The sequence below is a fragment of the Diplocloster agilis genome, assembly GCF_019042275.1.
GTDB lineage: Bacteria > Bacillota > Clostridia > Lachnospirales > Lachnospiraceae > Diplocloster > Diplocloster agilis.
Genome location: NZ_JAHQCW010000002.1, coordinates 138,978 through 153,586 on the forward strand (window position 1 = coordinate 138,978; position 14,609 = coordinate 153,586).

A 14,609-nucleotide genomic window follows, 5' to 3' on the forward strand; every position below is an offset into this window, starting at 1 on the left:
CTGAAAATTGTCTTGTTTCTATTATAAATGCATGATTCCATTCAATTTCACATTCAAATTCTTTCGGCGATCAGGTCTCCCATTTCCACAGTTCCAACCGGGGAGCAGCCTTCCGATGCGATATCCGCCGTCCGGTAGCCTTCCTTTAATACCTGCTTCACGGCCGCTTCCACCGCGTCCGCCTCCTGATCCAGATCCAGGGAGTAACGCAACAGCATCGCCGCGGACAGAATCGTGGCGATAGGATTGGCGATCCCCTCTCCGGCGATATCGGGAGCCGATCCGTGGCTCGGCTCATACAGTCCAAGCTTCGTATCGTTTAAGCTGGCGGAAGACAGCATTCCGATCGAACCGGTCACCATGCTGGCCTCATCGGATAAAATATCCCCGAACATATTCTCGGTCAGGATCACATCGAACTGTCCCGGATTCTTCACCAACTGCATGGCGCAGTTATCCACCAGCATATGTTCCAAAGTCACATCCGGATAATCCGCCGCCACTTCCTGAACCACTTTTCTCCACAGCCTGGAGGAATCCAGTACATTGGCCTTGTCCACACTGGTAACTTTCTTCCGTCTTTTTCTGGCTACGTCAAAACCTCTTATGGCAATTCTTCTGATTTCGTTTTCGTTATATGTAAGCGTATCGACAGCTGTCGTGAGACCATTTTCTTCAAATGTTTTACGTTCTCCGAAATATAGACCTCCGGTCAGTTCCCTCATTATCAACATGTCGAATCCGTCGCCGATGATTTCGTCCCGAAGCGGGCAGGCGGCTTTTAATTCATCATACAGAACAGCCGGTCTTAGATTTGCAAATAGATTTAATTCTTTTCTGATTTTCAGCAGTCCGGCTTCCGGGCGCAGCTCCGGTGCCAGCTTATACCAGGGCGAGGTGGTTGTGTCCCCCCCTATGGATCCCATCAAAACCGCGTCACTTTTCTTTGCGGCGGCCACAGTTCCGTCCGTCAGCGGGACTCCGGTGGCGTCAATGGAAGCGCCTCCCAGCAGCAGCTCCTCATATTCAAACTTATGTCCATATTTTTCAGCAATCCGGTCCAAAACTTTCCTGGCCTCGGCTACGATCTCGGGGCCAATCCCGTCTCCCGGAATCAACGCAATATGATAATTCATTGTCCTCTCTCCTTTGTTCCTTTAACCTAAAAAAGCGATATTAGTATCATGATAGCCTATTTCTTTCGAGATTTCAACTATTTCTTCAATTAACCAGAGCTTGGAAAATCGCTTTTTTATGTGCAGGTGCGGGCTGCGGCCCGCAGGAATTTTTAAAGAGGACAACAAATAGCCCCGGGGAATACCTTTTATTCCCCGGTTTCAGGTCGGTTGATCGTTCTTTTACTGACCCATTCCTGAAGGACCATATAAACACGGTTTATATCTAAAGGCTTAGCCAGGAAATCATTCATACCGGCCTCTCTCGCCATCTCCCGGTCTTCCTGGAATGAGTTCGCAGTCAGCGCAATAATCGGGATTGCGGCCGCGTCGGGATGATCTGAGTCTCGTATGCACTTTGTCGCTTCTAACCCTCCCATATTAGGCATCTGAAGATCCATTAAGATCAGCGTAAAATAACCGGGCTCGCTTTGTTTAAAACACTCGACCGCTTTTAACCCGTCTTCCGCCAGCACTACATGGGCTCCGCGCAGGCTTAAGAGGTCTGTGGCAATCTCCGCATTAATGGGATTGTCTTCCGCCAGCAGGAAATGTGTGCCGGCAAATGTAGCCTCCTCATCCTTGAGCGCCGGCGCTTCTTTCGGTTTGCCGTAGGGGAGGAAAATGCGGAAGTAAAACTCGCTGCCTTCCTCCGGTTTGCTTTTTACTTTTAATGTGCCGCCCATCATGTGGACGATACTGCGGCTGATAGGCAGACCAAGCCCTGTCCCCTGGCTACGCATATGGTTGGTGCCGACCTGCTCAAAGGATTTGAAAATACGTTCCTGATCTTCCTCATTAATACCGGAACCGGTATCCGTAACTTGAAAAAGATAGGCCGCCCGTTCCTTATCCGACTCCGTTTCCGTTACGGATAACTGAACCGTACCATTGGCAGACGTAAATTTAATGGCATTCGAAAGCAGGTTCATTAAAACTTGTTTGAGTCTGATCGAGTCCCCGATCAGGTCCGAATGTTTTATTTTTGTTTTGCTGGTAAGCGTAATCTGCTGCCGCTGCGCCTGTATTTGCATGATACTGCACAACTCATCCAGCATCTGATTCAGGGAAAAATCTTCCTGCGCGATTGCGAGCATGCCGTTATCAATACGGCTCATATCTAATATATCATTGATCAGGCTCAGCAGATACTGGGACGATGCGTCCAGCTTCTTCAAACTGCTTTTCATACGTTCTGGGACTTCCGTATCCATACTCATCAGCGCGGTCGTTCCCACTATAGCGTTCATGGGCGTTCGTATTTCATGGCTCATACGGGAGAGAAATTCACTTTTGGCTTTGTTTTCAGCCGCCGCCTTATCCCGTTCTTTTTCCATATTTACCGCCCTTATCCGCATACTGGCTATAATTGCAACCGCCGCCATCGTGACGATCAAAAAAGAAGCCATAACGCAAACGGACAGTATCGGATTTGTTTCAATTAATCTTTTCAAGGACGTGGAGGAATTTCCAATCGAAACCAGATTGTGATCGATAATGGCAAGTTTATCTTTTTCAGAGAGGCTGTTGATTCCTTTATTGATAATCGTCAACAACTGAGGATTCGCCGGCATTGGCATAGCAAAACTGACTTCCATGCGGTTTTCAGATAAGGTAACAGGAACTACATTGCTATAAATATTATCTTGTAACAGCTGCTCCAGACGGGCGAACAAACCGCAGGCGAAATCCACCTCCCCATTATTAACCGCGTCCACAACTTCTTCAATGGTCGCATAATATTTAACGCTGCTGGCGCTTGCGTATGACGGAAGATGGCGGCCCTCTAAAATTCCGCAAGTCAGTCCTTCTCCCGGATAAGTCACTGATTTATTGCGCACGACCAAATCGTTTAAAGACGCATATGACTGTGTCTGCACCAATTCATTCTGCATTTCCTCGGCCACATCTGTGAAGTAAAACCCCGCCATATCTGCCGCGCCCTGTTTGACCAGCTCCAGAGCCTGTGCATAACTGTCGACACATACAAACGAGAATTCCAAATCATAGAGTCTCTCTATCCTTTCCAGCAGTTCCGGGATAATACCTTCATGATTACTGTCTTTGGAATCAATGCAATAAAACGGATGGTAATAGTGAGGTACCGCCACTGTCACCGAACCTTTTTGCTCGATATACGCTTTTTCTTCTGCGGTCAGCGTCAGATTCCGCACACCTAAATCCTTGAAATACCGGTCATATACTTCTACTGCGAAATTAGGGTTAGCAGATAAAATGTTCTCCATTGCCCAATTCAGTTGTTCCAGTAATTCCTGATTGCCCGGCTGGGTAACAATGTAATGCGGCTGTGCGTCAAAATAGGCCACAGCGTTAAATTCTCCCACGTCATCTCCCACATTCCCGAGTTTCAGATCGATGACCCCGCTCTTTAAATCCTGATTGATTTTACCGGCGGCAACCTCTTCCGGCAGATATTCCCTGATCGTACAATCCAGTGCATTGGCGGACAAAAATTCTCTCAGCCGGCGCACGTTTTCCGTTGCCCGCTGGGCAACACCGATGGTTTTTCCATCCAGATCTTTCATATCGTAACCCCGGATATCATCATCCTCCCGCCTGGCTAACAGCACAGATTTGCTGTAGCCGCAGCTGTATTCCGGGTATCCAAAGTATTGTTCCATGGATTCGGAATAATAGGTCCCGCCCATCAGATCATATTTGCCATCCAGGAAATCATTTAACATGTCTTCGCCGGTGGTTTCCGTAAATTCGTACACCCAGCCGGTATACTTGGCAATTTCATTCAAATAATCAACTATGATACCGGACCGGTTTCCTTTTTCATCGGTCATGCTGAATCCCTCGACCTCCGGAAAGGGTATCTGAAGCACTTTCCTGTTCTCTGCGCCCTCTGCATAAATGGGCAGAAGAAATGAAACGATTGTCAACAACGCAATAAATAAAGCCCAAAGCTTCCTCTGCGGTGTTTTATCTTTTTTCGTATGTAACACCTTATTACCTCCTGTTGATCTGATCCGGCACCTAAATATGTCGTTTTATGGCGCCTGCTATTTCCAAAGCTGAGAACCATCGTAGATATCTTTAACGGCTTCCCAGTAATTAAACTTTTTACATTCGTTGACGATCAAACGATGCGCATAGTGAAACATTTCCGCGGCCTGACTTGCAAAGGTATGGATATCCTGCTGCTGCAAGGCATATGCCGCATTGATACACATGCGTTGGATCTGAAGTTTTTGCATAACGCAGCCAATGTTCATAAGTTTCGGTATTTTCCGGCCTATACGGTAATTTTTCAGGATTACCATATAGATTTCCCGCAAAGTCTCATACTGAATCTGCGCTGCTATAAACTCCAACAGGATGATCGGAGCAGGCTGATATAAGCCGCCTGGATTTCTTATACTCTCCAATCGCCGAATCAGCTCCTGCGCCAGTCCCGGAGAAACATGAGCGGCGGCGTGGCGGGCGACTTTCTCCACAGTAAGGGATAAAATCTGCACGCTCTCCAGATATCTTCGGATATGGCTGGCAATGAGGCGGGGATCGATATAAATATCATTCAGCGCCTGTAGATTGTGTGAGACAAATATCCCTCTGCCGCTGGCTGCCTCCACGACGCCCCATTTTTTTAGGATATGGATCGCCTGGGTCGTGGTATTTACACTGACTCCATATTGCTTCTGCATCTCAATATGGGAGGGCAGCCGATCGCCGGGACGGTAATATCCGATCGCAATAAGCCCGAGGATGTCCAGATATATGCCGGAATAACGCTCCTCATCGGTTTTCATCCAGTTGTCAAGCCCCTTAAGCCCGATTCGAAAGGGCGAGTCCGCTGGGACATAATATAATACATGATCGTCCGCAAGCGGGGTTAGTTTACGGATACTTAAAAGGGTATCCCGCACCATATCGCTTACATAGCCGTCCTTTCTTATTTCTCCGACAAACTTTAACAGAGCGTTCCGATACGCGTAGCCCATATCTATATTGCTGTTTTTATATTCCAATTCTGAAAATCCGAGACTGTCAACCGTTCGCAGGCTCAGTTCGTTTTCGCACCGGGCAATAAAAAAGCGCCAGAATAATTTAGAATTTCTCCAAAACAATGCTGGCTGCTGCGGATCCATCTGTTGAACAATTTTTTCCGGAATGGCCCAATCTTCCTCCTTGCACATGGAAATACCATAGTCAATAAGCGGATAACAAATCAGTTGCGCCGTATATAAGACATCCTGCATAGCAAGGATGTTGGTTTCCATCCAGCTGCCGGTCAGACTGCTTTCCGGGGCTTGGTTAAAAATGACGATCGGACGTTTTCGTTCCCTGGTCTCGATCAATCCTGCATCTGTCAGCATAACAAGCACGCGCCGTACGGTCTTGCTGGATACGCCATATTCCTTGCAGAGACTGGAGCACGAGGGAAGCGTTGAGCCTTTGGGGATTAATCCGGACTCAATTTTGTTTTTTATAATATGAAATATTTTCGTATACTGATATCCGTCATACTGCATAGGATCCGCCTCCAAGGCAACTGTGTACCTGTACCAAATAAGTTTATCGCACATAACGACAAAAGTCAATGATTTACGCCTTTCTACGGACAAAAAAACCGACGCACTTGCGATCTCTCAATCGCAAGTGCGTCGGCATCTTGTCTGATTTTTTGGTATGTCTATTCCACTTCCGCTTTTTCTACGTCGGCGATCGCGGATTTTTTCATTGGAATTCTGCAGTTTTTATTGCTTCCGAATTCTACGATCACATCTTCGTCGGTAATATCGATAATAACGCCGTAAAATCCGCTGGTAGTGATGACACTGTCGCCGATTTCAACAGAGGACAGCAGCGCGGCCATTCTCTTTTGCTCTTTCTTCTGAGGACGGATCGCGATGAAATACATCAGACCGCCAAATACAACCACATAAAAAATCAACAGCACCCAGGGACTGCCTCCGCCTTGTGTTGCTAATAACATAATAGTTCCTCCTAATCTCACTATAATCTCTCCTGGTATTTTTACCCATTACGTCCATTCTACACAATTGCCAAAGATTCATCAAGTACTTTCTCGGATTTTATAGTTTTTTTATATATTCTATAATTGCAATTCACACTGCCTTTACTCCCCCGCGCGCATGCGGGCGATTTTCTCCCGTTTGTATTCCTGGTAGCGTTCCGCATCAATGGCGTCGCGGATTTCTGCCATCATGGTGTTATAGAAATACAGATTGTGGAGCACGCAAAGCCGCATGCCCAGCATCTCCTTGGCCTTGAGCAGGTGCCGGATATAGGCCCGGCTGTATCTGCGGCAGGCGGGGCACTGGCATCCCTCTTCCAATGGCCGTGGGTCCAGCTCGTATTTGGCATTAAACAGATTTAACTTGCCGTGATTCGTGTAGACATGGCCGTGCCGTCCGTTTCGGGTGGGATAGACGCAGTCAAAGAAGTCCACGCCGCGGTCCACGCCTTCCAGGATATTTTCCGGAGTACCGACTCCCATCAGATAGGTGGGCTTATCCACCGGCAGATGGGGAACCGTCGCGTCCAGAATCCGGTACATTTCCTCGTGGCTTTCGCCTACGGCCAGGCCTCCGATTGCATAACCGTCCAGGTCAAGGCCGGCGATTTCTTTCGCATGGTCGATCCGGATATCCTCGAAGATAGCTCCCTGGTTGATCCCGAACAGCATTTGGCGGGGATTGATGGTATCCGGCAGGGAATTTAATCTCGCCATCTCCTCTTTGCAGCGGGAAAGCCACCGGGTGGTCCGGGCTACGGAGTCTTCCACATACTTCCTCTCAGCCACGCTGGACGGGCACTCGTCGAAGGCCATCGCGATGGTGGAAGCCAGGTGGGACTGGATCTGCATACTTTGTTCCGGTCCCATGAAGATCTTACGGCCGTCGATGTGGGAGTTGAAATAAACCCCCTCTTCCTTGATTTTCCGAAGCCCTGCCAGGGAAAACACCTGGAAACCGCCGGAATCGGTCAGAATGGGCTTGTCCCATACCATGAACTTGTGGAGTCCGCCCATCTTGTACACTACGTCATCCCCGGGCCGGACGTGCAGATGGTAGGTGTTGGATAATTCCACCTGGGTGCCGATGGCGTTCAGATCTTCTGTGGATACGGCTCCCTTAATCGCCGCCGCGGTTCCGACGTTCATAAATACAGGGGTCTGAATCACGCCGTGGACGGTGTGAAGCTCCCCTCTTTTCGCTTTTTTATCCTGTTTCAGTAATCGGTACATGATACTCTCCATCTTTATAAGTTGTAGTGAATCTTAATATTCTGTTAGAGTGTATCATATCCGGGAATAAGATTCAATAGAGAGGAAAATCACTTCCGTACCGGGTACCGACATTCGCAGACAGGAATTTAATCTGCTGCCTCCTTGGAAAAACGGCAGGTAAGCAGATAGACAAGATCAAAGCTGCGCAGCGTCTCCTTGTCCGTGGGATCTATGGGAATCACCTCCAGACGGTTGTCCGCGTCCATGATCAGCTGAGCCAGAACGATCGGCCGGTCTTCTTCGATCGGCGTTACTCTTTCCGACGCCAGGTCTCCCAGGCATCCGTAGGAGGCCCCTATAAACGGGGGGTCCTGAGGCATTCTGACGCTCCATTTTACCATAACCATGGATTCCGGACTGATGCGCTTGTGAAAGAAGCCTTCCGGTATCTGTCGGACTCCCGCGCGCCAGCCGATATCCTGATTTTCCCGGAAGATCGCGTCGGAATCAAAAGCCGCGGTCAGCTCTCCTTTTGTCTCGTTCAAGGGCAGGATCTGCTGACCCAGTATGTCCTGCAGTTCGCCTTTCACCCACATTTCTAACTGCAGCTTCACAGACCGGTAAGACGCATCGATCTCATAGGAATATTTGGCGGCCGTACCGCTCGTTTCTTTTCCGGTGATTTCGTTTTCTTCCTCCTGCGTCAGATCCATCCTAGTCAATAGATCCTTTCCGCTCCCCGACTGCTGCAGTTTAAGAAGGCCGCCTGTCAGAACCAGAAGGAGGGCTGCCAGTACCGCCGCCACAGCGCCGAGGCGTTTTCTCCGGCTGTTCATCACATTTTTCAGACGCTCCTCCAATGACTTTTTGCTCTCAGCAAATCCGGTGGAAAACGCGCGGTCCGGCTGCCTCTTAAAAGAGGCGGCTTCCAGGAGTATCAGCGCATACGCTTTTTTCTCCGAGGGGCCCGCATCTTTTAGAACCAGCTCATCGCAGCAGCATTCCATATCTTTGTACGCCTCCCGGCGCATCAGGTAGATAAGCGGATGGAACCAGTAGAGCGCATTCACGACCAGGAACAGCAGCTTATACCAGATATCCTGCTGCTTGACATGGAGTAATTCGTGCTTTAGCAGATAGGTCAGCTCCTGTTCTTCCATCCGCCGTTTCGGAAGGCAGATCCGGGGCCGGAAATATCCAAAGGCGCAGGGGAGACTCAATTCACCGCTCCAGTTCAGAGTAACCCGGCCAGGCTTCAGTCCCAGCTGTCCGTTTAATTTGGAAAAGGTATTCCATACAAAGGGGTCTGTGACCTCCTCGGCGCTTTGCTTTATTTTTTCTACAAACATATAATATCGGATCAGGCAGCACAGGAAAAATCCGACGGCCACAGCCGCCCATATCCATATGATATAGCGGAAACCATCCGACGCTCCGGCCGCTGTCATGCCATCCCGGTCTTTTCGGTCCGACGGATTCCCGGCGGCGGGACTTAGCGTATTTTCAAAGCCCCCCTGCAGCTCTGTTCCGGTGCCCTGTAGTTCTGTTCCAGTTCCCTGCTGTTTTGTTCCGGCGCCCTGCGCATTCTGGCCGGACGGTTCTTTTTCGCTGCTCTTCATAGCTGTCTGTATTCCTGACCGGAAAAGCGGACATGGAATACCGCCTCCGGATATGGAACCGGAATCAGCAGACGCACAGCCAGCATCAGCCATATCCCTTTTTTCCAGCTCATACGGATTCGGCGGTTGATGACTTGGGACAACAGTAAAAGCGGTATGAGAATCAAGGCCGAGGTTACGGATACACCGACCATACCCAGAAAAAGTTCAGTCATGAGACTCCTCCTCTCCTGCCAGCCTGTCAATCATGTTCCGCAGTTCCAGCAGATCCTCTTTTTTTATTGCTTTGCCATTATATAAGGAAGCTACCATGTCCGGAAAAGAATCACGGTATAACTTTTTGAGCATGGTTTTCCCCTCTGACGCCTGATATGCTTCTTCCGTGACAGCCGGACGGTAATAATTATTGCGTCCATGCTTTTCACAGGTCAGAAAGCCTTTCCGGGTCAGCCGGGTCAGAACGGTCATCAGCGTGGGAAGCGCCCAGTCCCGGTTGGTCAGCATAGACAGAATATAGCTTGCGCTCACCTGGTCCTCGCATCTCCACACAACCTGCATGATCTCCAGCTCGGCTTCCGGCAGATGTCTCCCGGCTATCTGGCTATTGTCCGATTCTTTTATTCGCATCCTTGCATTCCCCCCTTTATCTATCCTTTTCATTTTATACAACTGTATAACAATTATATTATACAGTTGTATAATTTCTCTGTCAATGCCCGCCCGCAAGCTTTTCATCCGAACCGCGGCATTTGGAAAAATTTAGAATATTATAAGAGAAATTTTATACTTTTTTAAATGACAATATTAGAAATAGCGTTATAATAGATTACATAGGATACCGTAATACTGGATATGGAAATACTAAGAAAAATGGAGATTATCCGAATGAATACACAGCTCGAAAAAAGGATTGAAAAAGGAATAGATATCCGTGCCGGCCTGACCACCGCCCAGGTCGAACAGCGGCTGAACGACGGCCTGTTTAATTATCAGGAGGATGCCAACGAAAAGAGTGTCAAACAGATCATCCGGGACAACCTCATGACGTTTTTCAACTTAATCAACGCTGTCTTAGCGGGTCTGATTATCTTCGTCGGGTCCTTTAAGAATCTGTTTTTTCTGGGAATCGTGATCTGTAATACTGCGATCGGTATTTTCCAGGAAATCCGCGCGAAAAAGACATTGGACAAACTCTCCTTGATCACTGCCTCGAAGGTAACCGTCCGAAGGAACCACAAATCCGAGAAGATTGCCATCGAGGACGTTGTGCTGGATGATATTATGCTGCTCACCACCGGCAACCAGATCTGCGCCGACTCTGTGGTGCGCCAGGGTACGCTTGAGGTGAACGAATCCCTGATCAGCGGGGAATCCGATATCATCGTGAAGCATCCCGGAGATCATCTGTTTTCCGGCAGTTTTGTGGTATCGGGACAGGCTGCCGTGCAGGTGGAACATGTCGGGGAGGACAATTTTGCTTTTAAAATCATGTCTGAAGCCCGAAAATTAAAAAAATACTCCTCCGAACTGCAGCGTTCCATCAATATAATCCTGAAAATCATCAGTATATTAATCGTACCGCTGGGCGCCGGACTGTTTGCCAGCCAGTATTTTATCAGCAAAGCCACATTTGCCGACTCCATCGTCAATATGGTGGCTGCGGTGCTGGGTATGATACCGGAAGGTCTGGTGCTGCTGACCAGTATCGCCCTGGCCGTCGGGGTCATCCATCTGGGCAAACGGCAGGTGCTGGTTCATGAGCTGTTCTGTATCGAGACATTGGCCCGGGTGGACGTGCTGTGTCTGGATAAAACCGGTACGCTGACCGAAGGCACCATGAAGGTGGAGGACTTGATCGTGCTGGAAGAACAGGTCCCCGCGGAAGAAATTATCGGAAATATCCTGCACAGCCTGCAGGATGACAACGCCACCTTTATGGCGATGAAAGAGCATTTCACGGAATATCAGAACTATCATGCCGTGCATACGATCCCCTTCTCCTCCGCCAGGAAGTACAGCGGCGTATCGTTTGAGGGAAAGGGAACTTATATCATGGGCGCTTATGAATTTATGTTCCCTAAGGAGGATTCTTTCCTGCGTCAGAAAATAGATATGCACACCTCCAAGGGAATCCGGGTCCTTGTGCTGGCCCACAGTCCCGCTATGGCCTCCGGTACCGATCTGCCGGAAGGCTTAAAAGCCTGCGCGATCATCCTGTTAAGCGACGTCATCCGCAGCGACGCCAAAGACACGTTGCGCTATTTTGCCGAGCGCGACGTGCGGCTGATGGTTATCTCCGGGGATAATCCCGCCACCGTGGCAAATATAGCGAGAAAAGCCGGTTTAAACGGGGCGGATTCCTATGTGGATGCCACAAAACTGAAATCAAAAAAAGAGTTGCAGGAAGCCGTTGACAAATACCAGGTTTTCGGACGTGTCACGCCGGAACAGAAAAAAGAGATCGTGCTGGCCCTGAAAAAGGCCGGACATACGGTAGCCATGACCGGCGACGGCGTCAACGACGTGCTGGCGTTAAAAGAAGCGGACTGCAGCATTGCCATGGCGGCCGGAAGCGATGCCGCCAAGAACTGTTCCAATCTGGTGCTGCTGGATTCCAACTTCGGATCAATGCCCTATATCGTGCGGGAAGGCCGCAGGGTCATCAATAATATCCAGAGCGCCGCATCGCTCTTTCTGGTCAAGACGATCTTTTCCCTGATTTTGACCATTATGTCTTTGCTGATCAGCGCCTCCTATCCGTTTATACCGATCCAACTGTCGATTATCAGCATGTGGGCGGTCGGTATTCCGACCTTCGTGCTGTCGCTGGAACCGAATTTTAACCGTGTCAGCGGAAGCTTTTTAAAGAATGTTCTGCAGAATGCGCTGACCGGCGCATTGACCATCGTACTGGAGATCATATGCATTACCGCTTTCTGCCGGCTCTTTGACACCCCTGTGTCGGTGCGTTCTACCATGTGTGTTCTCACTACCGGTATTACAAGCCTGTATATGATCCGAAAGGTCTATCCGCTGGAATCCATTCTTCGGAAAGTTATTTATTATGTGATGTTTTTCCTCTTCCTGGTGAGCCTGATCTTGGTGCCGGATATGCTAAACATGGTGGATATTAAGTTCCGGGAGATTATCGTGGTTCTGGGGCTGGTGCTCTTTACTCCCCATATCATCGATACTATTTATGAGATTCTGAATTATGCAAAACGGGGGTATCGGAAAATTGCGGCTTATTTCCACAATCGGAAGCGGAAGAAGTCTGTTGCTTAATAGGGGGGCCGGGATGAGCGGGAAGCGGCAGGACCTTGGGGGGATGGGCGGCAAATCTCGCGGGGCCAAATCGCTTCGGCCGGACCTAAGAACGAGTAACTTCGAAGAGGGCGAAACCTCTTATTAGCAGGACCCGGGGCAAACTCGCCAAAATACGGCTCAGACAGTGCCCCGGGTCCTGCGAGGTTTCGCCCTCTTCTGCGTAACTCGTTCTAAGGTCCGGCCTCAAGCGATTTGGCCCCGCGAGATTTGCCGCCCATCCCCCCAAGGTCCTGCCGCTTCCCGCTCATCCCTACACTATTACAGGCTTGGGAGGTATGTTCTTTCGTTTTGGGTTGGCTTTTTGGGGTGGTAGTGTTTTTTGGTTTTTGGGGTATTGCTTTTCTGGTTGTTGTTTCTGTTATTTCAGTTCTTTTTTGCTTCTCAGATTTATTATTATTGCTTTCTGCGTTCTTTAGTATTTAGTACTGTTGTCCTATGACTTTTCTATGACTTTTCTATGGCTTTCTTATTGGTCTCTTGTTGTTTATTTACTACTTTTTTACTGCTTTTTTGCAGCCTTCTTATTGCTTTCTTGTTGGTTTCCTTGTTAGTTCCCTCGTTGGTTTCCTTGTCGTTTCACTGATGGTTACTTATTGTTTTCTTATTGACAGTTGGATTTGGACAGTGTACGATACTTCTGGGAAATTTATGTCTTGTCGATGATTTTTTGGTGGATTACGCTATTGGGGGGAGTTTTATGATAAGGAAAGAGGTTGGTAGAAAGGTTTGTAATCGTTTTGGCGGAAAAGGTGAGATTGAGTTGTATCCGGTGTTAAATGAGGAGGATTTGATGGGGAAAGGCGAGGTTATGCTGCGCATGGTGCTGCCCCCTGGGTCCTCTATTGGTTATCATCAGCATTTGGGGAATTTCGAAGTTTATTATATTATTTCCGGGGAGGGGATCTTTCAGGATCAGGAGGAAGAGAGACCGATTCGGGCTGGGGAGGCTGGATTCATCCGGCCGGGTCAGTTTCATGGTCTGATGAATACCGGAAGCGGGGAAATGGTCGTGGTTGCGGTCGTGCTTTATGCATAATCTGTAGCTGATTGTTGATAAAGGGTAAGCTTGCGTTATTCTTGCTATTCATTTGGGATTTTGGTTGTTTTTGTTTCTATTTGGGCTTTTTTTAAATAAATAAATGAACGGGATAAGGAGTGGAGTTTGTATGTCAGGATCGACTTTTGGCACTATATTTAAAATGGCAACCTGGGGGGAATCCCATGGGAATGGGATCGGCGTGGTGGTGGATGGATGTCCTAGTGGTCTTCCACTCTCGGAAGAGGATATTCAGGTCTATTTGGACCGGCGTAAACCTGGGACGTCCAAATTCGCTACGCAGCGCAAAGAAGGGGATCTGGTGGAGATCATTTCCGGCGTGTTTGAAGGACGTACTACCGGCACTCCCATTGCTATGCTGGTGCGGAATATGGATCAGCGCTCCAGGGATTATAGTGAGATCGCTGATTATTACCGGCCGGGCCACGCGGATCTGAATTTTGACGTGAAATATGGCTTTCGGGATTACCGCGGCGGCGGACGTTCTTCCGGCAGGGAGACGATCGCCCGGGTGGCGGCAGGGGCGGTTGCCTGTAAGCTTCTAAAGTCTCTTGGCGTCACTTTGACTACTTATACAAAGTCGATCGGACCGGTGGAAATGAACGCCGAACGCTTTGATCCGGAGGAAATTAACCGCAATCCGTTCCATATGCCTGATCCGGTGGCTGCCGGTGAGGCTGCCGCTTATCTGCAGGAATGTATGCGCAATCAGAATTCTTCCGGCGGTGTCATTGAATGTATCATCCGGAATTTTCCCCAGGGAGTCGGTGAGCCTGTCTTTGAAAAGCTTGACGCTAACCTAGCCAAAGCGGTTATGTCTATCGGCGCCGTGAAGGGCTTCGAAATCGGTGACGGCTTTGCGGCTGCCCGTTCTACCGGGCTGACCAATAATGATCCTTTCACTGTGGATGCTGCCGGTAAGATCACAAAAGCAACGAACCATGCAGGAGGTATTTTGGGAGGTATCAGCGACGGCTCTGCTATTATTTTGCGGGCTGCGGTGAAACCGACTCCTTCTATCGCCGCTCCTCAGATGAGCGTTAACCGCAGTGGGGAGGCCCAGGAAATACGTATCAAAGGGCGTCATGATCCTGTTATTGTTCCCAGGGCAGTCGTCGTGGTGGAGTCTATGGCCGCTATTACCCTGATTGATATGCTGTTCCAGAGTATGACCTCACGCCTGGATGACATTGTGGAGTTTTTCAAATAGA

General features: G+C 49.0%; 11 protein-coding genes. 3 read left to right on the forward strand and 8 right to left on the reverse strand.

Annotated elements, in window-relative coordinates:
* Nucleotides 1-53: 53 nt before the first annotated feature.
* The 8 genes from leuB to KTH89_RS02095 all read right to left on the reverse strand — a co-directional run bounded on the left by leuB (nucleotide 54) and on the right by KTH89_RS02095 (nucleotide 9,641).
* Nucleotides 54-1,136 (reverse strand): 3-isopropylmalate dehydrogenase, encoded by a 1,083-nt coding sequence (gene leuB, locus KTH89_RS02060; RefSeq protein WP_238720446.1) that lies wholly within the window; start codon nucleotides 1,134-1,136, stop codon nucleotides 54-56.
* Nucleotides 1,137-1,324: 188 nt separating this feature from the next.
* Nucleotides 1,325-4,147: an ATP-binding protein gene (locus KTH89_RS02065; RefSeq protein WP_238720447.1), complete on the reverse strand. Its 2,823-nt coding sequence runs from the start codon at nucleotides 4,145-4,147 to the stop codon at nucleotides 1,325-1,327.
* A gap of 57 nt (nucleotides 4,148-4,204) precedes the next feature.
* The gene (locus KTH89_RS02070; protein WP_238720448.1) at nucleotides 4,205-5,674 is read right to left on the reverse strand and encodes a GntR family transcriptional regulator; all 1,470 of its coding nucleotides are present in this window, start codon (nucleotides 5,672-5,674) and stop codon (nucleotides 4,205-4,207) included.
* 161 nt (nucleotides 5,675-5,835) lie between these two features.
* Nucleotides 5,836-6,138, reverse strand: coding sequence for a preprotein translocase subunit YajC (yajC, locus tag KTH89_RS02075; protein ID WP_158348458.1), 303 nt, complete (start codon nucleotides 6,136-6,138; stop codon nucleotides 5,836-5,838).
* A 144-nt stretch (nucleotides 6,139-6,282) separates the two neighbouring features.
* A complete protein-coding gene (gene tgt, locus KTH89_RS02080) occupies nucleotides 6,283-7,413 on the reverse strand; it encodes a tRNA guanosine(34) transglycosylase Tgt (protein ID WP_158348456.1) in 1,131 nt (376 codons plus the stop codon).
* Nucleotides 7,414-7,541: 128 nt separating this feature from the next.
* Nucleotides 7,542-9,014: a M56 family metallopeptidase gene (locus tag KTH89_RS02085; protein WP_238720449.1), complete on the reverse strand. Its 1,473-nt coding sequence runs from the start codon at nucleotides 9,012-9,014 to the stop codon at nucleotides 7,542-7,544.
* Complete coding sequence (locus KTH89_RS02090) at nucleotides 9,011-9,229, reverse strand: hypothetical protein (RefSeq protein ID WP_238720450.1); 219 nt, start codon at nucleotides 9,227-9,229, stop codon at nucleotides 9,011-9,013. Before KTH89_RS02090 ends, KTH89_RS02085 begins: the two co-directional genes overlap by 4 nt.
* Complete coding sequence (locus KTH89_RS02095) at nucleotides 9,222-9,641, reverse strand: BlaI/MecI/CopY family transcriptional regulator (RefSeq protein ID WP_158348452.1); 420 nt, start codon at nucleotides 9,639-9,641, stop codon at nucleotides 9,222-9,224. Before KTH89_RS02095 ends, KTH89_RS02090 begins: the two co-directional genes overlap by 8 nt.
* A 258-nt stretch (nucleotides 9,642-9,899) precedes the next feature.
* Between KTH89_RS02095 and KTH89_RS02100 the strand changes: the two genes are divergently transcribed.
* The 3 genes from KTH89_RS02100 to aroC all read left to right on the forward strand — a co-directional run bounded on the left by KTH89_RS02100 (nucleotide 9,900) and on the right by aroC (nucleotide 14,608).
* Complete coding sequence (locus tag KTH89_RS02100; RefSeq protein ID WP_238720451.1) at nucleotides 9,900-12,299, forward strand: cation-translocating P-type ATPase; 2,400 nt, start codon at nucleotides 9,900-9,902, stop codon at nucleotides 12,297-12,299.
* A gap of 739 nt (nucleotides 12,300-13,038) precedes the next feature.
* Entirely contained in the window at nucleotides 13,039-13,377 is a 339-nt protein-coding gene (locus KTH89_RS02105) for a cupin domain-containing protein (protein ID WP_158344377.1), read from the forward strand.
* Nucleotides 13,378-13,507: 130 nt separating this feature from the next.
* Nucleotides 13,508-14,608, forward strand: a complete 1,101-nt coding sequence (gene aroC, locus KTH89_RS02110) for a chorismate synthase (protein ID WP_238720452.1) — start codon at nucleotides 13,508-13,510, stop codon at nucleotides 14,606-14,608.
* The last annotated feature ends 1 nt before the right edge of the window (nucleotide 14,609 follow it).

Coding starts and splice junctions, on each gene's coding strand:
- KTH89_RS02105 (WP_158344377.1), top strand. CDS start 13,039: ATGATAAGGAAAGAGGTTGGTAGAAAGGTTTGTAATCGTTTTGGCGGA.
- aroC (WP_238720452.1), top strand. CDS start 13,508: ATGTCAGGATCGACTTTTGGCACTATATTTAAAATGGCAACCTGGGGG.
- KTH89_RS02085 (WP_238720449.1), bottom strand. CDS start 9,014: ATGAAGAGCAGCGAAAAAGAACCGTCCGGCCAGAATGCGCAGGGCGCC.
- KTH89_RS02095 (WP_158348452.1), bottom strand. CDS start 9,641: ATGCGAATAAAAGAATCGGACAATAGCCAGATAGCCGGGAGACATCTG.
- KTH89_RS02090 (WP_238720450.1), bottom strand. CDS start 9,229: ATGACTGAACTTTTTCTGGGTATGGTCGGTGTATCCGTAACCTCGGCC.
- leuB (WP_238720446.1), bottom strand. CDS start 1,136: ATGAATTATCATATTGCGTTGATTCCGGGAGACGGGATTGGCCCCGAG.
- yajC (WP_158348458.1), bottom strand. CDS start 6,138: ATGTTATTAGCAACACAAGGCGGAGGCAGTCCCTGGGTGCTGTTGATT.
- KTH89_RS02070 (WP_238720448.1), bottom strand. CDS start 5,674: ATGCAGTATGACGGATATCAGTATACGAAAATATTTCATATTATAAAA.
- tgt (WP_158348456.1), bottom strand. CDS start 7,413: ATGTACCGATTACTGAAACAGGATAAAAAAGCGAAAAGAGGGGAGCTT.
- KTH89_RS02100 (WP_238720451.1), top strand. CDS start 9,900: ATGAATACACAGCTCGAAAAAAGGATTGAAAAAGGAATAGATATCCGT.